The 24,463-nt window shown below is 43.9% G+C and carries 22 protein-coding genes; 4 read left to right on the top strand and 18 right to left on the bottom strand.

The features are described 5' to 3' along the window. Positions 1–163: 163 nt before the first annotated feature. Both BLT41_RS01285 and BLT41_RS17370 read left to right on the top strand, forming a co-directional pair. The gene (locus BLT41_RS01285) at positions 164–1,483 is read left to right on the top strand and encodes a malic enzyme-like NAD(P)-binding protein (RefSeq protein ID WP_092158774.1); all 1,320 of its coding nucleotides are present in this window, start codon (positions 164–166) and stop codon (positions 1,481–1,483) included. A 172-nt stretch (positions 1,484–1,655) separates the two neighbouring features. Further along, positions 1,656–1,832 (top strand): hypothetical protein, encoded by a 177-nt coding sequence (locus BLT41_RS17370; RefSeq protein ID WP_170830282.1) that lies wholly within the window; start codon positions 1,656–1,658, stop codon positions 1,830–1,832. Between the two features lie 26 nt (positions 1,833–1,858). Here the strand turns inward: BLT41_RS17370 and BLT41_RS01280 are convergent, their stop codons facing one another. The 6 genes from BLT41_RS01280 to BLT41_RS01260 all read right to left on the bottom strand — a co-directional run bounded on the left by BLT41_RS01280 (position 1,859) and on the right by BLT41_RS01260 (position 8,312). Continuing rightward, on the bottom strand, positions 1,859–2,056 hold the full coding sequence (locus tag BLT41_RS01280; RefSeq protein WP_092157484.1) for a hypothetical protein: 198 nt from the start codon (positions 2,054–2,056) through the stop codon (positions 1,859–1,861). 84 nt (positions 2,057–2,140) lie between these two features. After that, entirely contained in the window at positions 2,141–2,317 is a 177-nt protein-coding gene (locus BLT41_RS17365; protein ID WP_170830281.1) for a hypothetical protein, read from the bottom strand. Between the two features lie 216 nt (positions 2,318–2,533). Further along, the gene (locus BLT41_RS01275) at positions 2,534–4,690 is read right to left on the bottom strand and encodes a methyl-accepting chemotaxis protein (RefSeq protein ID WP_092157482.1); all 2,157 of its coding nucleotides are present in this window, start codon (positions 4,688–4,690) and stop codon (positions 2,534–2,536) included. A gap of 175 nt (positions 4,691–4,865) precedes the next feature. Continuing rightward, a complete protein-coding gene (locus BLT41_RS01270) occupies positions 4,866–5,633 on the bottom strand; it encodes an exodeoxyribonuclease III (RefSeq protein ID WP_092157480.1) in 768 nt (255 codons plus the stop codon). Next, complete coding sequence (locus BLT41_RS01265) at positions 5,633–7,108, bottom strand: class I SAM-dependent methyltransferase (protein ID WP_092157478.1); 1,476 nt, start codon at positions 7,106–7,108, stop codon at positions 5,633–5,635. Before BLT41_RS01265 ends, BLT41_RS01270 begins: the two co-directional genes overlap by 1 nt. A 373-nt stretch (positions 7,109–7,481) precedes the next feature. Beyond that, the gene (locus BLT41_RS01260) at positions 7,482–8,312 is read right to left on the bottom strand and encodes a hypothetical protein (RefSeq protein ID WP_092157476.1); all 831 of its coding nucleotides are present in this window, start codon (positions 8,310–8,312) and stop codon (positions 7,482–7,484) included. 172 nt (positions 8,313–8,484) lie between these two features. On the opposite strand from BLT41_RS01260, the gene BLT41_RS01255 reads away from it, so the two are divergent. Further along, the gene (locus BLT41_RS01255) at positions 8,485–9,351 is read left to right on the top strand and encodes a hypothetical protein (protein ID WP_244512168.1); all 867 of its coding nucleotides are present in this window, start codon (positions 8,485–8,487) and stop codon (positions 9,349–9,351) included. A 109-nt stretch (positions 9,352–9,460) separates the two neighbouring features. On the opposite strand, the gene BLT41_RS01250 is transcribed toward BLT41_RS01255, so the two are convergent. Further along, on the bottom strand, positions 9,461–9,754 hold the full coding sequence (locus BLT41_RS01250; protein WP_092157472.1) for a hypothetical protein: 294 nt from the start codon (positions 9,752–9,754) through the stop codon (positions 9,461–9,463). Positions 9,755–9,956: 202 nt separating this feature from the next. Between BLT41_RS01250 and BLT41_RS01245 the strand changes: the two genes are divergently transcribed. Beyond that, complete coding sequence (locus BLT41_RS01245; RefSeq protein ID WP_092158772.1) at positions 9,957–11,636, top strand: SulP family inorganic anion transporter; 1,680 nt, start codon at positions 9,957–9,959, stop codon at positions 11,634–11,636. Between the two features lie 69 nt (positions 11,637–11,705). On the opposite strand, the gene BLT41_RS01240 is transcribed toward BLT41_RS01245, so the two are convergent. The 11 genes from BLT41_RS01240 to BLT41_RS01190 all read right to left on the bottom strand — a co-directional run bounded on the left by BLT41_RS01240 (position 11,706) and on the right by BLT41_RS01190 (position 24,455). Then, the gene (locus tag BLT41_RS01240; protein ID WP_092157470.1) at positions 11,706–12,875 is read right to left on the bottom strand and encodes an ATP-grasp domain-containing protein; all 1,170 of its coding nucleotides are present in this window, start codon (positions 12,873–12,875) and stop codon (positions 11,706–11,708) included. A 360-nt stretch (positions 12,876–13,235) separates the two neighbouring features. Further along, entirely contained in the window at positions 13,236–14,417 is a 1,182-nt protein-coding gene (locus tag BLT41_RS01235; RefSeq protein WP_092157468.1) for an iron-containing alcohol dehydrogenase, read from the bottom strand. Between the two features lie 301 nt (positions 14,418–14,718). Then, on the bottom strand, positions 14,719–16,059 hold the full coding sequence (locus tag BLT41_RS01230; protein ID WP_092157466.1) for a sigma-54-dependent transcriptional regulator: 1,341 nt from the start codon (positions 16,057–16,059) through the stop codon (positions 14,719–14,721). A 10-nt stretch (positions 16,060–16,069) separates the two neighbouring features. Continuing rightward, positions 16,070–17,254: a two-component system sensor histidine kinase NtrB gene (locus tag BLT41_RS01225; protein ID WP_092157464.1), complete on the bottom strand. Its 1,185-nt coding sequence runs from the start codon at positions 17,252–17,254 to the stop codon at positions 16,070–16,072. Continuing rightward, a complete protein-coding gene (locus tag BLT41_RS01220) occupies positions 17,254–18,396 on the bottom strand; it encodes an iron-containing alcohol dehydrogenase (protein ID WP_092157462.1) in 1,143 nt (380 codons plus the stop codon). The genes BLT41_RS01225 and BLT41_RS01220 overlap by 1 nt, the downstream gene beginning before the upstream one ends. Positions 18,397–18,476: 80 nt before the next feature. Further along, positions 18,477–19,079 (bottom strand): histidine phosphatase family protein, encoded by a 603-nt coding sequence (locus BLT41_RS01215; protein WP_092157460.1) that lies wholly within the window; start codon positions 19,077–19,079, stop codon positions 18,477–18,479. Next, complete coding sequence (locus tag BLT41_RS01210) at positions 19,076–20,257, bottom strand: DVU_1551 family NTP transferase (protein ID WP_092157458.1); 1,182 nt, start codon at positions 20,255–20,257, stop codon at positions 19,076–19,078. The genes BLT41_RS01215 and BLT41_RS01210 overlap by 4 nt, the downstream gene beginning before the upstream one ends. 2 nt (positions 20,258–20,259) lie before the next feature. Further along, positions 20,260–21,306, bottom strand: coding sequence for an XdhC family aldehyde oxidoreductase maturation factor (locus tag BLT41_RS01205; protein ID WP_092157456.1), 1,047 nt, complete (start codon positions 21,304–21,306; stop codon positions 20,260–20,262). 24 nt (positions 21,307–21,330) lie between these two features. Continuing rightward, positions 21,331–22,644, bottom strand: coding sequence for a DVU_1553 family AMP-dependent CoA ligase (locus BLT41_RS01200; RefSeq protein ID WP_244512167.1), 1,314 nt, complete (start codon positions 22,642–22,644; stop codon positions 21,331–21,333). After that, a complete protein-coding gene (gene trsS, locus BLT41_RS01195; RefSeq protein ID WP_092157452.1) occupies positions 22,637–24,001 on the bottom strand; it encodes a radical SAM (seleno)protein TrsS in 1,365 nt (454 codons plus the stop codon). Before trsS ends, BLT41_RS01200 begins: the two co-directional genes overlap by 8 nt. Continuing rightward, positions 23,991–24,455, bottom strand: a complete 465-nt coding sequence (locus BLT41_RS01190) for a DVU_1555 family C-GCAxxG-C-C protein (RefSeq protein WP_092157450.1) — start codon at positions 24,453–24,455, stop codon at positions 23,991–23,993. Before BLT41_RS01190 ends, trsS begins: the two co-directional genes overlap by 11 nt. Positions 24,456–24,463: the final 8 nt, after the last annotated feature.

Below are 24,463 nucleotides of genomic sequence, written 5' to 3'. Positions count from 1 at the left end.
TCGTGTCTACTGTATAAAAGCATATGCGTGGACATTATGGACAGAATAGAAAGTATTACAATATTAGGAAGAAAGCTTGACCATTTTGAATCTCATCAATAGAAAAAGGATAGCTGTAATTGATCAGTCAATCATCAAAAACACTTTCAATGGAGGTTCAGGTATGGCTCTTTTCACAAAAGAGGAAGCTCTAAAGTATCATAGTGATGGCAGAAAAGGTAAACTGGAAGTAATTTCCATCAAACCTTGTAGTACACAGAAAGACCTTTCAATGGCATATTCTCCCGGTGTAGCTGAAGCTTGCCGTGCGATCCACGCTGATGAAGAGTTGTCTTACAAGTATACAGGCAGAGGAAACCTTGTTGCGGTTGTTTCTAACGGAACAGCAGTTCTCGGACTTGGTAACATAGGTCCTGCAGCTGGTAAGCCTGTTATGGAAGGCAAAGGCGTACTTTTTAAAATTTTCGCTGATGTTGATGTTTATGATCTGAACATTGATGCTTCCGATCCTGAAAAAATTATTGAATTTTGTAAAATGATTGAGCCTACCTTCGGTGGTATCAACCTCGAAGATATTAAAGCTCCAGAGTGTTTTGAGATTGAAAGAAGACTTATTGAAGAAATGAATATTCCTGTTTTTCATGATGATCAGCATGGAACAGCGATTATTTCTTCTGCGGGTATTATTAATGCTCTTGAAATTACCGGCAAAAAAATTGACGAAATTAAAATTATTGTTTCCGGTGCCGGAGCTGCGGCAATTGCTTGTTCGACATTATATGTGACCATGGGTGCACGTCCTGAAAACATTTACATGTTTGATTCTCGTGGACTTCTGTACGAAGGGCGCGCTGGCGTAACCGGTTTTAAAGCTGATTTTGCTCAGAAAGAAAACGCAGGTTCACTTGCTGAGTGTATGGTCGGTGCAGATATGTTCCTTGGACTTTCTGTTAAAGACGCAATCAATCAGGATATGGTTAAGACCATGGCTGAAGGCGCAATTATTTTTGCCTGCGCTAATCCTGATCCTGAAATCCCTTATCCTGACGTTAAAGAAGTCCGTCCTGATATCCTCATGGGAACCGGTCGTTCTGACTATCCCAATCAGGTAAATAATGTTCTTTGTTTCCCTTTCATTTTCCGCGGAGCATTGGACTGCCGTGCTACCACTATCAATAAAGAAATGAAGTTCGCAGCAGCGCATGCTCTTGCAGCTCTTGCAAAAGAGCCAGTCGGACAGGAAATTTGTGACGCGTTCGGTGTTGATAAACTTGAGTTCGGCATGGATTACATCATTCCGAAACCAACCGACCCTCGCGTTCTGACTCGTGTTGCTCCTGCTGTTGTTAAAGCCGCAATGGAAACAGGCGTCGCCCGTATTCAGATTGACCTTGATCAGTACAAAATTGAACTTGAAGAACGCATTAAAGCTTCTCAGGCTCGCGGCAACATGGTTGTCGAATCCTTCAATTACGACTTTTAATTAAAAAGGTTTTAATTGAAACGTCAGCCCGTTTTGTTTGTAAAAACACAGGCCGGTTGATTTTGATTTAAGTTTATAAAACGGCCCGACCCTCTTTTAAGAGGATCGGGCCGTTTTTTTTGGGCAATCTAATGTTTTGCAAATCAGAGAGTATGAAAGTAATCTAAACATTATGAACCATATTAAATTAACAGAAAAACAACTTGCCATTGCGAACTCTTCCGGCCTTACAGAAGAAGAACTTGTTGAATTGCTGACAGGTGAAAGTCTGATTCCTGCGGAACTTCTGGAGATCGTCCAGAAAGTTGCCGAGCAGACGGCTCAGGTTTTTGAGAAAGAAGAATCCTGACAATTCGCACAGTTTAATGTTTTTAGTTAACCATTGAATATAGACTTTTTAGGTTTATCAGTTGGAAAAACTGCTCCTTCCTCATTCACTTCGCCTATGAGTTCAAAGTTAGGGAAAAGAGTCGGGTCAAAAGTATAAGAGTAGTAGTTTCTAAATTTTATCAAATACGTATTCCAGCCGTATTCGCGGCGCACTCGTGCGGCTTCTTTTATAGCATCTGCCATTGTCTGCTCCGATATTAAATCAAGTATTAGCTTAGAAAGCTGAGTTCCTCATTCATCATCACTTTGGTCAGGTGATAATCCCATTTAAACTTCTTCCTGCTGAAAGCTTTCAGACTTATTGTTATGAAGCTTATTTGAGGCTGGCAAGATCGAATTTCTTTCCGAATTTTGGTTGGTGGAATTATTTGTTGAAAAACCTTTAAATGCCTTTTTCAAAAAAGATCTTTTATTCATGGATGAAATGCTGGTGGTCTGAGTCATAGTGGTGCTCCTTTCGTTTTTGTTTCCCGTTAGGAATATTCTTTACTGAATATGAGAATCAATTTCAAGTAAAAAATAGTACTTTTTGATTAAATTATTAAAAAAGGCTTCTTCTGAATATCAGAAGAAGCCTTTTTTAATGTCTTAAAGTGCTAAAATATAAGTGTTATATTTTAGTGAGAGCGGGAAGAGTCCCGCTCTCTTTTTTAATATGAATTAAACGTTTTTAAGGTCTTCAATCAGAGCTTGCAGGTCAGAGGATAAACGAGCCAGATCCGCAACTGCCTGGCTAGACTGATTCATAGCTTCAGCTGTGTCGGCGGCGATACGGTTTACTTCTTCTGTTCCTCTGCTGATTTGCTCACTGGCAGCGGACTGTTCTTCACTGGCTGTGGCTATTGCTCGAACCTGATCAGCGGTTGAATCTACAATTTCCACAATGCTGTGTAGACTGTCTCCGGCCTTACCCGCGAGATCGGTGCTTTTGGTTACCATAGATGCTGCATTGTTCATTTCTTCAATGCTTTTACGGGTTCCAGCTTGAATGGCGTGTACGGCCTGTCCTACTTCATGAGTGGCCTGCATTGTTTTTTCTGCAAGTTTGCGAACTTCGTCGGCAACGACTGCGAATCCGCGACCGGCTTCACCTGCGCGGGCAGCTTCGATTGCAGCATTCAGAGCCAGCAGGTTTGTCTGGTCAGCAATATCAGTGATGACTGTGATGACCTGACTGATTCCTTCAGCCTGAGTACCAAGGTCATTCAGTCCTGAAGCCATGATTTCAGCTGCGGTGTTTACTGCATTAATAGAGGAAACAACGTCCGCGACGATTTTTCCGCCTTCTTCTGCATTTCCTTTAGCATCCATGGCGCTTTCTGCCGCTTGGGAAGCATTTTGAGCAACTTCAAGAACCGAGGCATTCATTTGCTCCATAGCAGTTGCTGATTCAGAAGTCCGTTCACGCTGAATTTCTGTTCCTCTGCTGGATTCTTCGATTTGTGATGCAAGTTCTTCGGATGCGGAGGTAACTTGGTCCACAATTCCTTCAAGCTGATTTGCAGCTTGAAGCATGCCTTCTGCTTTAGCTCTTTCGGCGGCTTCTTTTGCTTCGCTCGCTTCTTTAAGCGCCACTTGCGCGGCTTGTGTCTGGCGTTCCGCTTCTTGTGTCTTTTCTTCAGCAGTGCCTATCAGTTCAACAAGACTTTTTACCATGCTGGACAATGCGTCGTACAAGGTAAGAAGTTCTCCTCCGAAATGACGGCTGTCAGGCTTGGAGTCAAAGTTGCCGTCAGCAATGTCCTGCGCGAATCCGACCATACTATTGATAGGTTTTGCTACACTGTTGGCGATGAGAAGTACCACTATTAAAACTAAAAAGATGGCTGCAGCGGATAATATCAGACTTATAGTAAGGAAATGCTGAGCTTCGGCATAAATCTTTTGTGTTGGAATCGCGAGTCCGATTGCCCAGGGAGTGCTTGTTCCTTGAACCATGATAGGTTCAAACAGGAAAAAGTATTCTTTTCCGTCAAGCGGGGAAATAATATCTTTGTGAAATGGCTTTCCGTTACTAATAGCGGAGGATATTTCGTTACGGACATCTTGTGGAAATGCGTCAGTTATATTTTTGCCGATCAGACCTTTATCGGGATGGGCAACACAGTATCCTTTGTTGGAAGCCAGAAAAGCATAACCAGTTTCCATGGGGCGAATCGTGTCGACCATTTTTTGGAAAGCTTTAAGTACGAAGTCGATTCCTACTATACCGATAAAACGACCGTTTTTGATCATAGGCACACTGATAGTGGCCATGCTCGTTTTGGCTACTTCTGTGTAATATGGTTCAGTCAGGATAGGGCCTCGTGAGTCCCTTGGGCCCATGTACCATTCTCGGGTTGTGGCGGGCTTGTATTGAATCAAATCTTCAGCTTTTAATGATCCGTTTTCGCGCCAGAAGTATGGTCCATATTCACCGTTTGGTCCGTACCATTCTTTTGTTCCCTTATATTCTGCATCGCGGCCATCAAGTGCATTCGGTTCCATTACAACCTGAGTTCCGAAAAACATAGGATCAGAAAGAGTCAGCTGTTGTATGAAATGGTCAGCCATTTCGCGGTCAAGGTTATGTCCATAACTGGAAAAAGATATAAACGCGGCTGATCCGGCCAGTGCGGCATCCAAAGCTTTCTCAATGTTGTTTTTTACTTGATTGCCATATCTGGCAGCCATTTCTTCAGCCATATCAGTCGCTTGATCTCTGGAAATTTGTCTGGTTTTGGTTACCGTAATACTGGTGAAAGTAACGAAGATTAAAATCATGAGAACACTCATACTAATGGCAATTTTGGGCCCAATCCGCAAATTTTTCAGCATGTCCATCTCCTTGCAAAGCAAATTTTTTAACTCAAGCAACTATTAAACAGTAAATTAGTTTAGTAAGTTAGTTTAATTCGTTTTTATAATATATTTTTTGAATAGGCTACATTTTTGTTAAAATAGATTCTGTTTTTGAAAGATCACAGTAGAGTTTAGAGTTTAAATCATTTTTTTAAGGGAAAATTAATTCTATTCCAATAGGGCAGTGGTCGGAACCTAGGACATTTGGTTCTATCCAGGCTCTTTTTACATTGTTGTTTAATTCCTCAGATACGAAGAAATAATCTATCCGCCAACCCGCATTGTTCTTTCGAGCATTAAAGCGGTAACTCCACCACGAATAATTGCTGCCTTCAGATTCAAACATTCTAAAGGTATCAATATATCCGTGCTCAATAAATTTATCCAGCCATGCCCGCTCAATGGGCAGAAAACCTGATCGTTCAGAGTTGGCTTTAGGGTTTTTAAGATCGATTTCTTTATGCGCGGTATTAAAATCACCTCCCACCACAATCGGCTTCTTTTTGCGCAGTTTTTCTGCATATTCCAGAAAACAGTCATAAAAACCCATTTTATATTCAAGCCGGCCGTCATTCATCTGGCCGTTAGGGTAATAAATGTTGAAAAGGTAGAAGTGTTCATACTCTATGAGAATTACACGTCCTTCACCTTGGTAGAGCTCCTCAGGAAGGCCCAAAGAGTGTGAGAGAACCGGTGTCCGTGAAAAACAGGCTGTACCGGAGTATCCTTTCTTGCCTTTTGACCAGTTCCAGATCGATTCATACCCTTCGTAGTCGCGATGATTGTCCAGAATTTGGTCCGGGTGGGCTTTAGTTTCCTGCAACATTACCACATCTGCATCGCTCTGTTGAAACCATTCTGTAAAATTTTTTTTAACTATAGCTCGATATCCATTAATATTCCAAGAGTAAATTTTCATTACTTAGTCCTTTTTTTGCAATGGTAGCAAATTTGTCCAGAGGAGATGCCTGTGGCGGTTACAATTTTCCAGCCTGATTTTTGGGTCATATTTTGAATGTCTGTGTTGTTTAAGTCGTTAAAAATGCCCGATATTCTACGGTTTTTTTCAGATTTAGGCTGTGCCGTAAAGTATGTGAAAATGAGTGTTTCGCAAGATTTGTGCGCCCATTTCATAAATTCAGCGGGTGCGTGGAGAAATTCCAAGGTGAACAGAGCTGTTACAACATCAAATTTCCGGTCAGGATATTGATGCTGATTGAGGTCTGCCACAATGCAGTTTCTGCTTCGTGCGACAATATCAAGCGGGATGTAGGTACAGTTTTCAGGTAAGTAATCCCGTAAAAGCATAAGGCCTGCTCCGGCATCGAGAACAGTAGAATGCTCAGGCACAAACTGTCCGGCTATTCCCGCACGCAGATCAGATTCATTATATAAGGAGTTCCAACGGGACCAGCGTCCGCAATCTGTGGATTTAGCTTTGATAAGCCGTTCAGTATAAGCCGTAAAAACTTCCGCTGTAACTGGAGGCCGCATGGATGGAGACATGGTGCAGTGTGCAATCCACGGTTTATCGTAAACGGGTAAAGGGGTGATTGAACGGTCAAGGCTTACAATATTGCACGACTCGTGGCTTGCGACATAAGGAACCAGCGGGCCTCCCATATCTTCATGAGGAAATCTGAAGGAGTCATATCCCAGATCGCGCAGAATGGTCATGATTTCTACAAAATCGTCCATGCCTTGCCGGGTCATATGGTAATGCCCTTTTTCCCATATGATAGCTGCAACTCTCCCTGTCTTGAGCAGGTTTAAAGTTCCTTTAATGGTTTGTAGTTCATGTCCTTCGGTATCAATTTTAAGGAAAATTCTGTTGTCGCAGTCAGTGAATCCGGTTTTGGTTACAATTTGGTCTATTGAGTCAAGCGGTACTTTTATCGGTTTTAGTTTTTCAGTTAAGCCGGGATGATTCATTAGGCTGTGTCCCATGGAGGAGTTTTGTCGCAATAGACTGTATCCGGCATGGTCTGAGGCTGCGCATTCTGCAATGGTGACATCGTCGGTACACCCGTTGAAGTCGGTCCACAATCGCAACCGTTTAATATTGGCGGGATGTGGTTCCACAGCAAGAACTTTAACTTTTCCGGGAAATTTAAGAGCCGCGGTCAGAGTATATAATCCGAAATGAGCACCTACATCGATAAAAATATCACCGGGTTGTAAGTGGGCGTGAACGAAAGCCCGGGAAGCGTATTCAAAGCCGCCTGTTTTAGTTTCGCGAAAGTGCAGGGAAGATACTCCGGCATCACCCATTTCCGGTTCAGCCAGCAGCATTTTAAATTCAGGCTCACCTGATTCATTTTTGAATACACTCGGAATAGACATCCACGTCTCGGGATGAGATTCAAGTGCCTTTAATATTTCTTGTTGAGTCATTATTATACCAGCCTGTCTACGAGTCTTAATATACTACTACAGTATAGATCGTTGCAGAAGAAGTATTTTTTAAACGATGGCGGATAATTATAAATGAGAAAAGCCCGCATAAAGCGGGCCTTTCTGGAAAAATAAAACGGGGTTACCCGTAAATGAGAACTAAGACTATTCGTCAGTAGTACTGCTAGCCTTGATGAAAGCGATGACTGCAATAGTCATAGTGAGACCGAGAAAAAACCAGAAAAAACTCATCATATCCGTTTCCTCCATGTAATGCTTGTCAATATAGACTTAATCTCATAGCAAAAAAAAAGGGGCTTGAACAGTCTGTATTCAGTGGAGAGTTGGTTTTGTAATTAAAGCTTTGTATGAATTAAACTGAAAGGTTCAGCACAGCCCCTTTTGCCTGAGGCGCGAGGTTGCCTGTGTTCTGGATTTTATCCATCAGTTCACCCGCTGCAGCCGGAGCTGTTTGAGCTGTTATGCCGGGGTGAAGTTCTTCGGCTTTTTTGAGAGCCTCATCGAGTCCTTTTTTAAAGGAACTTAGTGAGTTGCCTTCTGTCTTCAGCACTTGATCAATCATACTTTCAATGGAATTGGCCGTTTCTTCACCGAATTGTCTGTTTAACTGGGCAAAGGTATTGCTGAGGTTTATCTTCGCGGCCGTTCCGGGTTGGGCTGCAAAAAAATGTTCCTGCAAGCCGTTTTCAAAATGATTGTTCATAGCATTGTTGAGGTTCGAGTTGAAATGTTCCATCACTTGATCTCCGGCGGAAAAACCGAAGTTGCGGTCAATGAACTGGATGGACTTCAACAATCCGTTACTAAGGGAATCCTCAGTAATCTGATCACCTGAATTAGCTATGACAATTCCTTTGAAAGCCGTGGCGGCGTCTTTGCCGAATTTGTTTTCGATAAAGTCGGAAGCGTCTGCAAGGGCTCCGGCAAGCTCAGAAGGGTCTTTGGAAGAAGGTTCGTTCTCCAAAGCACCCTTTTGAATGTTATTGCTTGAAGTTTCCGTTGCAACGGTCTTTTGAGCGATCAGATCGGCGAATTGGTCAGCAGTATTTACAGGAGGGGCCGATACATTCAGGCGCGTCGCTCCCACGCCGGAAGATCGGCTCCCGCCTAAAAGCGAAGCCTGGTTATTTTGCCAGCTCGGTGCTCCGTATGTACTTTTTAATGCTGATGCGTCGATATGCATAACCGTATTCCTTCCTTGCTGGATATATCGGTCTATTGCTTAAATCTGTTTAGGTTGATTTGAAAAAAAAGCGTAAAAATTATTCCTTTTATTGACGGACTTAATTGCTGACCGTATCTTCCCGGGTATGAATATCCCCTCAATTAAAGAATTTATTAAGAGTAAAAAGGTAGTGCTTGCTGTAATTGCAGGTGTAATCGCGCTGATTGCAATAATTTTCTGTGTGATAACTGTGCAGAATAATTTTGCCGAGGAAAGAGCGCGTATTGCTGAGCAAAATCGTATTGAACAGGAGCGCATCCTTACAGAATTGCAGAATAAGGCTCGCGAAAAAGTTGTTTTCAGCATGAAGCGGCTTATAGAAACGGGGCATGCTGAAACGGCTCTTACAGTCGCGGAAAAAAATAAGGATCTTATGAATGATGAGCTTCAAGCTCTTATTCATCTGGCTACAGAGAAAGATTTGTTGTTTAGAATTGAGAATACATCTAAGTGGAATTATTCAGAATTAGCTAAGTATTATTCACAGTTGGCATCTCTTGAGCCGGAAAATTCAAGATATATTAAAGAGCTTAAAGGATATGACAGGAAACTTCAGCGAAAGCTGGAAAGAAAGCTTTATGCCCGGGCGCAGACTCTTCCAATGCGTGACTATAAAGCCAATATGGATATTTACGCCGAATTGATGCAGTTGAATCCGGGTGAAGGGCTGTATCAAAGCAAATATGACCGATATAAAAGTATGTATGACGCGTTCATGAAAGATTTGGAGAAGTTTGGAGAAAAGCCTGAAAGAACATCCGGAGACGGTTATTATATTGAAGTTAAAAAATATCTGAAAGAAAATTCAGAGTTTCCCGAAACATTGCAGATGGAACGATGTACAGATTGCTATTTCACAGATAACGGCTGGCTTGTGGGTTGTAACTACAGCGAACAAAATGAAATAGGTTCACGGATCAGCGAATTTTTATGGTTCACCATTAGTAATTCTACAGTGCAAAAAGTTGAAGCCAGCGGAGCATATACCGTTAACTAGTTATTCCGGTAATTTTTACGCGTTAAAAAAGCTCCGTTCAGATTATATAATCTGAACGGAGCTTTTTTTATGGAATATGAAAAGTCGTAAAATAGCTGGGAAGGTAAGCCTAGTCTTCGACTTCTTTCAGCCATTCGCCCAAAGCATCAATGATTTTGCGGGCCTGAGCAGGGCTGGAAATGTTAAATTTGGACTGAGGGCGGTATTCGCCGTTCATTTTGCGGAAGCGGCGGATTGTGTACATATCCTTTCCAAACTCTTCAGTTTTGCGGTCAAGCTGCTGGTAACGGAAGAGGATTGTGGTCCATGCACCCTTGGTTAGAACTTCTTTTGCCAGTTCTTTTACAACTATTTGGCCGTCTTCTTCATATTGTATGGTCAATTCTTCGATTGTGGAACTCATATGATCTCCTTGGAGGGTTGTTTTTATACTCTAGGATTTGCCGTAAATGTTCGGTCTTGTCAAAGGTGATCATTTGGAATTTCTTGACATCCGTTACAAACGGATTAAGTTCCGTGTCTTCCCCGCGCGAGCCTCCAGCCTTTGGCCATTTAGCCTACCGACTGTGCCCCACGGAGACACCACCAAATCAGGAGGTTTCTCAATGGACTCATCTTTACGGTCCCGATTTCGTTTTCTCATTCCAGCCAGTGTGAATTATTTTAAGTCTGGATATTCTCTTCAATCATTTCGATGCGATTTTGCAGCAGGAATAACTGTTGGCATCGTGGCTTTGCCATTGGCAATGGCGTTTGCAATTGCTTCAGGAGCACCTCCAGAGAAAGGAATCATAACAGCTATTGTCGCAGGATTCGTTATTTCCGCATTGGGAGGCACCCGTTTTCAAATCGGTGGTCCTACTGGCGCCTTTGTTGTTATCATTGCGGGGGTTATAGCTCGTCAAGGTTACGAAGGAATGATTGTTGCGACATTAATGGCTGGCTTCTTACTGATATTAATGGGCGTATTCGGTTTAGGTAAATTATTACAATATATTCCATATCCCGTAACAACTGGATTTACCTCAGGGATAGGGCTGCTCATATTTACTTCTCAAATCAAAGATTTTTTGGGACTCAAAATTGAGCAGTTACCTTCGGATTTTGTTGAACGTATTCAAGTGTGTGCCCAGAATATTTCAACAACAGATAGCACAACTCTCACCCTTGGGGTCGTTACCCTCCTATTAATGCTACTTGTCCGGCGATACATTCCGAAAATTCCGGCACCTTTTGTCGGTATATTTGTAGCTACGGCTGTAACGTGGATTTTTGGACTTGAAATTGAAACAATCGGGACGCGATTTGGCGGGATTCCTTCAACATTGCCTGCGTTTGTTCCTTTTTGGCATTTTAGTGGAAAGATTCAAAGTTTATTGCCTGATGCTCTCACGATTGCGATACTTGCGGGTATTGAATCATTACTCAGTGCGACTGTTGCTGACGGAATGAGTGGAGATCGTCACAATTCTTCCACAGAACTTGTGGCCCAAGGATTGGCTAATATGGGGTCTGCGCTCTTTGGGGGTATTCCTGCAACCGGCGCAATTGCCAGAACTGCTACAAACATTCGGGCCGGGGCTTATTCCCCTATGGCCGGGATTATCCATGCGTTAACATTAATTTTATTTATTGCGGCCTGTGCACCGCTGGCCTCGCACATCCCGCTGGCCAGTCTTGCTGGCGTTCTCATGCTCGTAGCATGGGATATGAGTGACCCTCATCGTATGCGCCGTTTGTTCTTTGCTCCAAAGTCTGACTCTGTGGTTATGCTGATAGCCTTCGGACTTACTGTTTTTGTAGACCTGACAGTTGCCGTTGAGGTTGGAGTTGTACTTGCAGCCTTATTGTTTATGAAGCGGATGAGTGAAATTTCAGACATACACAGTTTGGATACAGGATTGCCTAGAGAGGAGAGGTTCAGCAGGAAGGATGGTCGTGAGAAAGTTGTTGTTTATGAAATTTCAGGGCCATTCTTTTTCGGAATGGCTCAACGTTTTATCGACGTTATGAGATTTACTCGAAAGAAACCTGAGGTTATCGTTCTTTGTATGCGCTTAGTACCGGTCATAGATGCTACAGGCATTGAAGCTTTGGAAACAGTAATTCGTCAGACGCAGGCTCAGGGGATCAAGATTTTACTTTCAGGAGTCCATTCCAACATACGTAAAATTATGGAGCGGCTCGGCACTGATAAGCTCGTTGGGCCAGAAAATATCTTCCCTGATTTTCCAACAGCTATAGCACAGACAGTATTACATATCTCTCCTCCTAAAAAAGCTTAATATACATTTTTATTAAGTCATATAAGGCCAAAGCTCACGCTTTGGCCTTTTTTAGTTTAAATATCTCGTCTACTCAAAAATCAAATACTCACTTAAATCAGCATGAAGGAATTTTTTAAGTTCTGCCATATTGTCCTTTTCAAATTCTGCGAACATGAATGCGAAAATAGGGAACTCTTTATAATCAATCTTTCGTAATTCAAGTGGTTTAGTGAAGTATGAATTGAATGATTCGTAGTTCACACCTTTGATTTTTGAACGGTCAACGCTTGAGTCTATTTCACCAATTGCCATGGCGCAGACTTTGTCTTTATTCTTTTCAAATATATCATCCCAATCCGGGGTGAGTCCTTCCATGAAATATTTATACGGGTTGATTCCGTATGCGAAGTAGGCAAGATCCGTTACGCACCAGCCAGCAAAGCGCATGGGGTTAACTTCAATTACTCCCAGATTACCTTTTTCATCGCCTCTGATTTCAATATGGAGCGGGAAATTTTTGAGTCCGGCGCGTTTTCCTATTTCAGTCAGCAGCCCTTCAAACTTGTCATGCCACTTTTGGATGATATCAGTGGAAGTTATATAGACTCTGTCGCTTACGTCATCGCTTGATGCGAAAAGATGTCCCAGAATGTCGAGAATTACGGGTTTTCCTTCCTTGTCGAAATATGCATCAACTGCAAACTCTTCGCCTTCGATACACTGCTCAATGATAAACATATCCAGCTCAAGAACTTTGGCGGGATACATGGTCTTGATGTGTTCAATTTCTTCTTTGATTGCGGAAACGGCGTCATGCCAGCCTTGAATTGATTCTACCATGTGCACACCAAGGCTGAAAAATCCAACGCTCGGCTTGATTACGCAGGGGATAGGCAGGTCTTTGGGATTTATTGAATCAAGTTCTTCGAATGGAACTGTTTTATAAAAAAAGTCGGGATATAAATCTTTTACGAGATCACGAAAGGCGGCTTTGTCTTTAAATAAGCGAATTTTTTGTGACAGATCACTGGAAGTTAAATTGTTGTCGATCCAGTTGATAGCGTTTTCAGAATTGGAATAGACAGGCTGATCAGGGTTTGCCTTATAAAAGTTGATGAAATCCTGCTCGTTCACAAGCGAAAGAGGGTAATCCTGCATTGCCGCGCGAGCTGTTTCATTTTCCAGAACTTTTGCTTTCAGTTCGGTCAGGGTGTTTTTAAGTAAATCAGAGACATATGGTTTTTCTAAAATAAACATCTGTAATCCTATAGGTTGTGAATAGGGTTTCAACATAAATCATGAAGTGATTTTGGTTTGTCAGATGTCAATAATAAGTGCGGGCGAAATTGTACAGCGGTAGATTATAAAAGCTTTGGGGGAATAGAAGGGGATAGATGCTTTTTTGATCAGAGGGGGAGTTAACCCCCCTCGGAAATATGTAGTCTGTCGGCAGTGTGGTGAGTATTCGGCTCCACCCGAACTCTACTGTCGGACTTTTCGAACAGTCAGGCTTGCCTCAGTCAATCCATTCTCTGTGTATACCCGGCTGTTCGTTGACTGAATATTATGAGCGGTCGATTCCGGGTTGCCCGCCGGAACCGACCGAAGCTCGTTTAATTAAAGTGCTGCTTTATAAATGGCTGCAACTGCTGCGTCTGTCATGCAACGTGGGTTAGTAAGACCACAAGCATCTTTCTGTGCGTTAGCTGTCATAGTCGGGATGTCTTTTTCAGATACTTTCTTGCCGTAACGTTCGCCGAGAGCAATCAAGCCGGAAGGAATGCCTACATCGCTTGAGAGTTTACGGATTGCGGCAAGACAAGCGTCTGCTCCATCACGCTTGGAGAGTCCTGTGATATTTGCTCCGAGCCATTCTGCCATGTCGCAGAAACGGTCGACGTTAGAGATCAGGTTGTACTCTTCAACATAAGGAAGAAGGATAGCATTACATTCGCCATGAGGCAGGTCGTAGAATCCGCCAAGCTGATGAGCCATAGCATGAACATGACCGAGGCTGGCGTTGTTGAATGCCATACCACCCATGTACTGTGCGTAACACATGCCTTCGCGGGCTTCGATGTCCTGACCGTTAGCTACTGCGCGGCGCAGGAATTGGGAAATGAGTCTGATAGATTTTTCAGCACAAGCATCTGTGATCGGGGTAGCAATAGTAGAAACATATGCTTCAATGGAATGAGTAAGAGCATCCATACCGGTAGCAGCGGTAAGGGCTGGTGGCATACCCATCATGAGTAATGGATCATCAAGAGCAATACCTGGAGTTACGCGCCAGTCAACGATTGCCATTTTTACTTTGCGGGATGTGTCGGTGATGATGCAAAAACGGGTCATTTCTGAAGCGGTACCAGCAGTTGTGTTAACTGCGATGTAAGGAGGCATTGCCTTTGTTGATTTGTCCACGCCTTCGTAGTCGTGAATTGTGCCGCCGTTCGCAACAACAAGGCCTACACCTTTACCACAGTCATGTGAGCTTCCGCCGCCGAGGGTGATAAGTGAATCACACTTATTGTCTTTGTATACCTTTACACCGTCAGCAACGTTTTTATCGGTTGGGTTTGGGATAGTTTCATCATAAACAACGCATTCCATGCCTTCAGCTTTCAAGATGTCTGCAATCTGTTTGGTCATACCTATTGCAGTGATTCCTTTGTCGGTAACCAGTAGAGGCTTCTTGCCTCCAAGAGAACGAATGCGGGCTGGAATTTCCTTGTGTGCGCCGATACCGATGAGGGTTACACTAGGAATAAAGAAACCGTATACTTCTTCACGTACTGCCATTTGGGACCATCCTTGAGCTACATGTTTTTGAAGGTTGTACCTGCCAAGTGCTTATTAATAGTTCTCTATTAGCAATAAGGGGGCCAAAGTATAAACTCTTTTATTCTAGATGCTTAAGTGGTTCGAGGAGAGTCGGGAATGGATCTGTATTCGCTTCGGACATCAGGGATGCGGTCCGTTTTTTTAGAAAAAATGAAGGAAGTGAAGCTCGCGAGGTATATAGAATATGCACTCGCGAGCTACTGTGTCGTTTTGCTACAGAATATGAGGGCAGTGTGTCACACGCGGAGGTCTTGTCAGACTAAAGATTATACTTATCAATTTTGCGGTACAGAGTTTTACGTCCGATTCCCAAAGCTTCGGCAGCCTTAAGTTTGTTACCGCTAAAGAAATCAATAGCTTTGATAATATGTTCCCGCTCCATGCGTTCTAATGAGAGTATTCCTGTTTCGCTATCCCTTTCCGGTTGATCTGCAATTTCGCGGGGAAGGCAGTTGCAGGTAATCACGTAATTATCGGACAGGATAATACTTCGTTCAAGAACGTTTCTGAGTTCGCGGACATTGCCCGGCCAATAGTAGGAAAGCATGCACTGCATGGCCCGTTCGCTCACAGTGTATTCACCTTGCCCCATTTGCTGACCAAGTTTTCTAAGGAAAAAATCTACGAGCAGTGGCACATCTTCCCGCCTGTCTTTAAGGGGCGGCAGATTAATATTGAATACATTGATGCGATGAAAGAGAGCTTCATGAAATCTTCCGGCTTCAACTTCCTGCGTAAGGTTACGGTTCGTGGCGAAAAGAAAGCGTATATCCACTGTGCGTTCGTCTTTTTCTCCGACTCTGCGGAAAGTATGTGATTCCAGCACGCGCAGTAGGGAAGCTTGCACTTCCATCGGCAGTTCACCTATTTCATCCAGAAAAAGAGTCCCGGTATGGGCAAAGGTCATAAGCCCGTCACTGTTATCCGTGGCTCCGGTAAATGAACCGCGTGCATGTCCGAAAAGTTCACTGCGTGCGAGTTCTTTTTGCAGAGTTGCGCAGTTCTTTACTATGAGAGGTTTGCCGGAACGCCTGCTTGCCGTATGAATACTGCGTGCAACAACGTCTTTACCCGCCCCTGAATCTCCAGTGATAAGGACAGGAACTTCCGTTGGAGCTACTTTGCTGATTAGATGGTGAATATGTTTTATCGAACTGGCTTTGCCGATAAGCTGTGTGCTGGCTGTATCGTTTTGAGAATGTTTATAGCTGCGGTTTTCTCGTTGCAGGCAGACTCTTTGCCATGCCCGTTCAACTACCAGTTCCACTCTATCGAGTCTGAAAGGCTTGGTTATGTAATCGTATGCGCCTATGCGGATTGCTTCCACTGCGTTATCAATGTTGCCATGCCCGGTGATGAGGATGACTTCTCCATCCGGCTCGATGTCCTTGAATTCGGTAAGAAGTTCAAGCCCGTTTCCGTCAGGTAGTCTTATATCAGAAATGATTACGTCGTAGCGGTTTTTTCGTATCTGCTCTCTGGCGGCTTCAGCGCAGTTTGCAGTATGGAGAATCCGTTCAGGGCTTGCCAGCTCCTTACTAAGTAGTTTCAGTATGGATTCTTCGTCATCTATAACAAGAATTTTATATGATTCCGGCATTATTATTATCTCACTGAATTGGAAGGAGTACTGTGAAGCAGGACCCTTTGCCGGGGCTGCTGTCCACGATGATTTCACCTTTGTGTTCACTAACGATATTGTAGCAGGTAGATAACCCTATGCCTATTCCGTGTCCGACGGATTTAGTCGTAAAAAACGGTTCGAAAAGCATATCTTTATTTTCCGGAGGAATGCCGCACCCTGAGTCGCTGACTTTCAGTCCTACTTGGTTATTCTCTGTAAAGGTTTTAACATGGATCTCGCCGGATTCGCCTACCGCATCAATAGCGTTGGTCATGAGATTCAGTATGACCTGCTTAAGTTGAGCTTCGTCTCCATATATATGAGATAAAGGGGAGGTCAATTCTATTATCAAGTGGATGTTTTTTCTTTTGCGAAATTGATGATCCAGTAATCTTAACGTGTCTTTTGCCACTTGATTGAAGTCAACGGGAAGAAAATCTGCGGCAATGGGACGGCTGAAGGAAAGCAGCGTTTTTACGATATCCTGACAGCGCAGGCATTCTTTTAAAATAGTGTTTGTGTAGTCGTTAAGATCTTCTGCCAACTCTTCCGGTACTGAGTCATCCAGTCTAGCCAGTCTACGCTGAATTCCTTCGGCAAATCCGGCTACAGCGGCCATAGGGTTGTTTATTTCGTGAGCAACCCCTGCGGCCAGCACACCGATAGTCGCCATTTTTTCTGCTTGATAAAATTTTGCTTGATACTCTTTTTCTAAAGTTACATCGCGTTTGAAAATGAGAATGCGGTTTTCAGTAAGATCAGGGTTTTTTAGCGGCGAGGCTACCATGTCAAACTGCATGTTTTTGTTGTCGATACGGAATATGGCTGTTTCTTTACACACAGAGTTGGTGGAAAGAGCCCGGAAAGCCGGACATTCAGAACACGGATGATCGACATTTCTAAACAGGCTGTAGCATGTTTTACCTATAGGATTGATGCCGGGAAAAAGCTGTTCAAAAACATGGTTGACCGAGATGATTTCCAATTTTTCAGAAAGAACCATCATTACGTCTGTTATGCCGTCAAGAATGGCTGCAATTTCGCGCCGCTGGTCTTCTGATTGAAGATTCAGAGTCGTGAGTTCCTGAATATTATTTTGCAATTCCTGAAAGAAATTAAGCTTATTATGCTCGATTCCTATGAGGTCGAGAAGTGAAGTGTTCTTGCTCATTACCACGCCTCGATGCAGATGCCGAGAAGATCGCGCCAGTCGGCTTTTCTAGGGTTGGGAACAGCGCAGGCATCCTGAACAGCCATATGACATATGTCTTCCATATGAGAGTCATCAGGAAGGAGGTCGCGCAGTCGCATGGGGATGTCCAGTTCTTCAAACATCTGTTGTAATGTGTCGCATACCTGCTCAGCCTCTATCTCAGTAGAGTAGATATGTGCGTCGTTAATCGTACGGGCAATTACAGCCATTTTATTTCTACAGCTGGGTATGTTGAAGCGTATTACAGCCGGAAGCAGTATAGGCAGAGTCATGCCGTGCATAACATCATAGCGTCCGCCAAGTGAGTGTGCCAAAGCATGCCCTACGCCAAGTCCTGCATTACTGAAGGACATACCCGCCGCGGTGCTTGCTATAGCCAGATTTCTCAGAGCTTCAGGGTCTTTGTTATTTGCCGCAGGGTTGAGGTTTTCTGCAATCAGCTTAATAGCATTTAAGGCTTGGGATTCAGTAAAGGGGGAAGCAAGTCTCGAAACATATGACTCAATGGCGTGGGCAAGTGCGTCAATAGCTGAGGCTAGAATTAATTTACGTGATTTTGTAACGAGCAGGTCCGGGTCGATGATTGAAATATTGGGTACCAGAGAACGGCTGATGATGGCCATTTTTACTTGTCGTTCTTTGTCTGTGATAATTGCGTACTGTGAAACATCTGATCCGCTTCCGGCAGTGGTCGGGATAAAAATCATGGGCGGCAGAGGACGGCTTATGCGGTTTGCACCTTCATAATCGCTGATTTTACCGCCATTGCTGACTATGGTGGCAATACCTTTTGCGGCGTCGATGGGGCTTCCACCGCCAAGTCCGATAATTACATCGGCCTTGTGCTCCAGATACATTTTTGCACCCTGATGGACCTGACAGTCCCGGGGGTTGGCGGTAAGGTCATTAAAATAGGCACATTCCATATTTGCTTCTTTGAGAATATTCAGGATTTTTTGAACCCAGCCCGAAGCTTCAAGCCCTTTATCACTGACCAGTAAAACCCTTTTTGCACCTAAGCGTTGCGCACATGAAGCAAGGTACTTGATACTGCCGTTGCCGAATATTATCTCCGGTATGGCGAATTTAGTTATCTGCACAAAGACTCCTTGTTGCTCAATATTGTTGGATTATTTTTGAAATCATATTTTTTTTATTGTCTCCGCTGGAGGGTGTAAAGTCAAGCTGGACGCGGAGTTCTATCCGGGGGGATATTGAAGTTTTCAAGCGTTAATCCGGCGGGATTTATTTTCAAAACAGTGATGTTACAATGGAGGGGAGATATCTTAAAAATATTGTTTAGAGGAAATTCTAATGCGATATGGAGCATGATCCGAATCACTCCGGCATGAGTAACGATAACGACCGGACTGTCAAGGTCGATGATTTTTTTAAGGCCGCTTTGAACCCGTTTTTTAAGATCAGTAAAACTTTCCCCATTAGGGGGGCGATAGTTTGCAAGATCCTGTCCGCGTTTAATATACTCATTTGGAAATTCATTTTTAATTTGTTTAAAACTGATTCCGTCCCAGTCTCCGAGATTTATTTCAGCAAATTCAGGACAGAGGACAGCCTTTGGAGTGCAGGTCTTTTCGATTTTTGCAGCTGTTTCGCGTGTTCGCAGAAGAGGACTTGTATAGAGATGTTCAAACGGCACATTACTTAGATATTCAGCTAGAAGAGTCGCTTGCTTGCGTCCATTTTCTGAAAGCGGAAGATCCGTTTGTCCGATGGCGCGTCCCTCAGCTTTTTCAGCTTCACCATGACGGACGAGTATAATCATAATTGCGCCTTGATGTTGTTTTCTTGCATAAAGGTCGCAGAGTTTAAAGGGCTGTGAGCGGGACTTGTCAGAAGTTCAGATGTTTTAATTCCTGCTTCATTTTCATATCGAGTCAATAAATTTTCTGCTCGTTCAAGGCGGCCATGGATAGCTTTGAGCGCATCGGGGTCATTTGCCCATTTGCTGATTCTTTTCCCATATCGTTCCTTAATAGTTACCAATGTGCTTCCTTCGAAAAGCTTGTCCGCCAGAAATACTATTTCTTTTTCCGTCAACGGAGAGGTCGGATCTATTTTGGTATCACGATGTGAGGCGACAATGTCCGAGATTCCTGTAAATCCGTATCCGGCCAGAAGAGTGCCCCCCTTCGCTTCATGATTTCTGCGAATTTTCGCAACGTCGTGCATCAGCGCTGCGCTTTGCACTATATCCATATCTAATAACGGACCTTCTCTACGGGCAGAATTAAGAGCTTTAGCCATAGTGCAGGCTGCTTTAGCAACAGCTTTACAGTGCTCCTGTGTGGTTTGCGGCGTTTCGGCCAGCTCCCAGAGAGATTCACATTCTTCGGGGAGAGGGAACCGCTTGTTTCGGGAAAATTTGAGAGCAGTCGTGTAATCTTCCGGTGTATCCAGATCATGCAGAATCCCGAGATCAGGCATGTTTTTGTTTCTGGCTCCTGAGTCATGTCTTTCGAGTACTTTGCGAAGACCTCCAGTCCCGTCATGGAGGAGAATTTCAGGGATAAGTTTTGCACTTATGAGCGGAGGGTGTCCTCTTTCGTTTTTAAATGCAGGGTAAATAATATCAGCCGGAGAATCTTTAAACTCGAAGGTTAAAGCTCGCACTGTTGAGGAACGTACGAGCGGGATGTCTACCGGCAAGACCAAAAAGGCTGAAACATCATCGGGTAGAGCCTTTACCCCTGCAATGACAGAAGAAAACATACCGTTTTCATAATCCGGATTATATACTGTGTGCATTCCGAGTTTATGAACTTCGGATTCAACTTCCTCTGCTTTGTGTCCTGTAACTACAAATACATCGGCAACTCCTCCGTCAAGCAAGGAACGGATGCAGTTTGAGAGTACAGTTCCTTCATCCAGAGGTAGTGTAGCCTTGAGCTTTCCCATACGGGAGGAAAGCCCGGCGGCAAGAACCAGCCCATAAATTTTCATTTTCAATCCCCGGCTCGTTTTTTGATCAGTTCTGCAACAATGCTGACAGCTATTTCTTCAGGAGTCTGTGCTCCGATACCAAGGCCGATGGGGCAATGGCAGCGATCTATGCTTGTTTGTGTGACTCCTTCCTCAAGCAGAGCGTCGTAAATGGCATTGCGTTTTTTGGAACTGCCGATCATTCCTACGTAGCAGGCAGGAGTTTTCAGAGCCTGTGCCAGCACTGTTTTATCGTGTAGATGTCCGCGTGTAACAATAATAATATATGAATCTTCGGTTACTTCCAGATTTGCAAATGCGTTGTTAAAGTCAGGAAGCACCTCAATTTCGTCCGCTTCAGGAAAGCGTTCAATATTAGCAAAGTCGATGCGGTCATCAAGAATGACGGTTCTAAAATTTACAGTAGTTGCCAATGCTGCGGTTGGGCGGGAAACATGCCCGGCTCCGAAAATAAACAGACTTGGCTGTGGAGTAAAACTTTCTGCAATAAGGCGTTGATTGTGATTGTCCTGAATGATGGGGGAGTCTTTTTTCAGGGATGCAGCTTGCAGTTCAGAAACACTTTTTTCGGAGAACCCTTGAACTTCAGGGATTGCCTGATTTTGGGTTAGTAAAATTCTAATTGAAGTTGTGGAGTTTTCTTCGTTGTCCATGAGTGAAAGAATGGTAACCTTTTGTCCGAGCTTAAGGCAGTCATCAAATTTAATGTATATGTCCGTTGTTTCTTTATCCGCATGGAGATGTTCCATCATAACGGTGACATGTCCTCCGCAAATCATGTCGGCGTTCGCGGCAAGTGTATTTGAGAGGTCAAATTCTTTAAAAGAAATAGCGATGTTCTGGATATCAAAAAGTTTTGCTGCTGCGCGTTGAACAAGGGCTTCCACCAGCCCTCCGCCTATAGTTCCGTCAATTTTCCCGTCACGGCGGACAGCCATTTTACTGCCGGATGAACGGGGCGTGGAGCCTGAACTTTCAACAATGCTTGCAAGAATGAGATCATTGCCGGATTCCAACTGTAAACGAATGTTGTGAACGAGTTTTTTCATTAGAGACTGACCTTTATGGCTTATTTAAGCCGATGTTATTAATCTTTTCCCAAAACCTGAACTGATGTTGCCATTATGATTATCAATTTCAATATTGATTTTCAAATCATTTTCGACGATTGCCCGGTTAAGTTTTGGATAGGAAATTATGGATTTAGAAAGATCTGATGGAATCTTAGCTTCAGGAGAAATATCCAGAGTTATGTTGAGACTGGGCGGATGTTGTTGAAAGCTGACTTTAAAATCCAGCACTCCGACAAACTGTAGGATTATTTCGTTAAGCTCTGAAAGTGACAACTGTTCGGAGGTAGGTAAGCGGATATCTCCGTTTAATCTGCCTGTTACACCGGTAAGTCTGCGCATTGGAAGGGAACATGTGCATGGTCCCGAGATTATTTGTCCGATATCACCGGTTTTATATCTTATAAGAGGCATCGCCCTTCTTGAGAGAGTTGTAAACAGAATCTCTCCGCTGGTTCCGTCGGGCACAGGTAATCCGGTAGCAGGGTCAACTATTTCAACATAAAAATCCGGTTCACGCAGGTGCATGCCGGAACCTTGAAAACATTCAACTGCGCCGCCCAGACAGGTTTCAGTCATGCCCCAATGAGAAAAAATTTCACAACCGAATGTGTTTGATATTGTTTGAATTGTAACGCTTGGTAAAACATCCCAGCACAGCAGGGCAGAGCGGACTTGATTTTTAGGGAGCCGTTTGCTTTTCCAAAGACGGGACAGTGCGTGAATATGTATTGCCGGGCCTAAAATACAAGTTGCACGAGAATTCAAAAGTAAATTCAGAAGAGCAGGGATGTCAGAAGGATCTTCTGGATAAACAGTCTTTGCTCCGAGTCTTGAGATACTTTCAGAGAAAAGATTTCCAACTCCGCCGGGCCGTGAATCCGGGAGCAGAGCAAGAACCGTTTCTCCCTTTCCTACCAATGGCCCCATACCGTAATGAAAGAACTCAATGGTGCGTTCTAAATCTCCGGCAGTAAAAAAAAGTCGTTTAGGAGGCCCGCTTGATCCTGAACTTGAAATAGTTATGGCGCGTGCAACTTCATCTTGAGATACACATAAAAAACTGTTCGGATTCTTTCGCAGGTCACTTGGCAGAGTGAAAGGCAATGCGCTTAAATCCGCTGGGGTTCTAATATTCTCGGGGATTATGCCGCTTAAATGTTTTGAATAAAACTGTGAAGATTTTGCGGCATGTTTTATGGTTTTACGTAGAAGTTCAAATTGCCACTCGCGCAGATCCTCGGGAGAAACCGCTCCGGAATCAAGCGGCCGTCCCATGCGCAGATTAAGCCAGCACTCAAGGGGATTGTTAATCATTTCGTCCTCGGTAAAGAGATGATCCATCCATTGAAGTCAGGTTATACGCGCAAAATGGAATTAATTTTCCATTCGGCGATGCTACATGAATGCAACAGCCTCTGAGTCTTTCGAGATCAAGTGTCCACGCATCCTGAAAAGCCATGCCTGACACTGCTAGAATATGTGTTTTTGCCCGCTGAATAAAGCGATCTAAGTCATCAAGCGGTTTTTTACATCCACATTCTTCTACTGCCGGAGCAGCCCATTGCCTGCGAACAAAAGTTCTCGATTTTTCTGCGCCTTCCGAAGCAGGACGCGGAGCGCAGCAAGCTTCATTTTTGCCTGAAAGTTTTTTGAGCTTTCCATCTTCCATCACCATATAATTGCTATGAAAAGAACATAAGGAGTGTTCACAGGCGGGAGGTAAAAAGTCCACTTTATGAACCAGCTCGGAGGTTTGTTCTTCGAGCTTGCTCATGATTTCCGGCAATGTGATGCGGGATTTATCTGACGGAGATTCTGGATAGCGTCCGAAATAGCTGACGGGTTGAAAATGCACACCGCGTATTCCGGGAGAATGAGATATCGCTAACTTCAGAATCTCGCCGATGTTATCATCATTCACGCCCGGAACAATTGTCGGAACCAGAACCACTCCTATTCCCGCTTCGGTCAGATTCTTAATGGCTTCCATTTTTTCTTTCATTAATGCGCGTCCACGAATTGATTCATAAATATCATCGCGGGTGCCATCAAATTGTAAAAAAGCGGAATCAACGCCACTGTCTGCCCAGAGTTTAGCTAATCCTTCCTGACGGGCTACGCGCAGTCCGTTTGTATTGATTTGTACAAAAGGGAAACCGAGTTCTTTTGCAATTGCGGCAATTTGCGGAAGGTCATCGCGTACAGCTGGTTCTCCGCCTGAAAGTTGCAAATTACAAGGTCCGGCCGTTTCGCGAACTTTTGTCAGTAAATCTTTAAGCTCATCAATAGTCGGGTCCGGTCTAACCAGTGTCTGGTGTTCAGAATTTCCCGCTGACGCAAAACATATCTTGCAGTTAAGATCGCACCGCCATGTGATTTCAATCAGAGTGGTGCATGTATGCTGGTTGTGCTCGGGACATAAGCCGCAATCAAAAGGACAGCCTTTTGATACAGTTGTATCTGTAACCGGAGGTGCGGATGGAATTTTAGGCCGTGCCCAGTTTTGAATATTAGGCTCCCCGCGCCAGACCGGTGTGCTGAACTCGCCATGTTCGATACATCTTTTTACAATGCGGGTTTCACCGTTTTTAGTAATTCTTTGGGCCGAAATTCTTTTTAAACAGACGGGACAGACACTTGCTGTTTCATAAATATTAAAATCAGTATTCATCGTTTGTTTCCCTGCCGGAATAGGGATCAAATCCTGCGTCAACAAGGAGTTGTATGAGTTGAGCGTAGGCCTCAACAAGCAGCTTGCCGCAACGGTCCGGTTTTGGTGCTCCGCATTCGTCGCCGATGATATCGCCACAGGAGATGCCGCCATATTGTTTAATTGATGTGCTTTTGAACCATTCTCTAAAGTTTTCTACAACTAACGGAAGGCGGTCATCTTTTTCCTCGTTATCAAGCCCTTTGCCTCCGTAGAGTGCAAGTGCGCATATTCCTCCGGTTAGAATTCCGCATGTTCCTGAACAATCTCCCGTGCCGAGGCAGAGGCCCTGCATGGAGCGCACAAGATCAGGGTTTTCGCGCTGTAAATTTTCAAGACAAAGAAGTGTTATTATCTGGGCGCAGCAATAGCCTGAACCGTTTAATTGAAGGATGCGCAGATCTGTATCATTCATATGAAAAA

This window comes from Maridesulfovibrio ferrireducens, from assembly GCF_900101105.1.
Taxonomy (GTDB): Bacteria; Desulfobacterota; Desulfovibrionia; order Desulfovibrionales; family Desulfovibrionaceae; genus Maridesulfovibrio; species Maridesulfovibrio ferrireducens.
The sequence above is the reverse complement of the archived record's forward strand: the minus strand, read 5'-3'. Positions and strand labels throughout refer to the sequence as shown.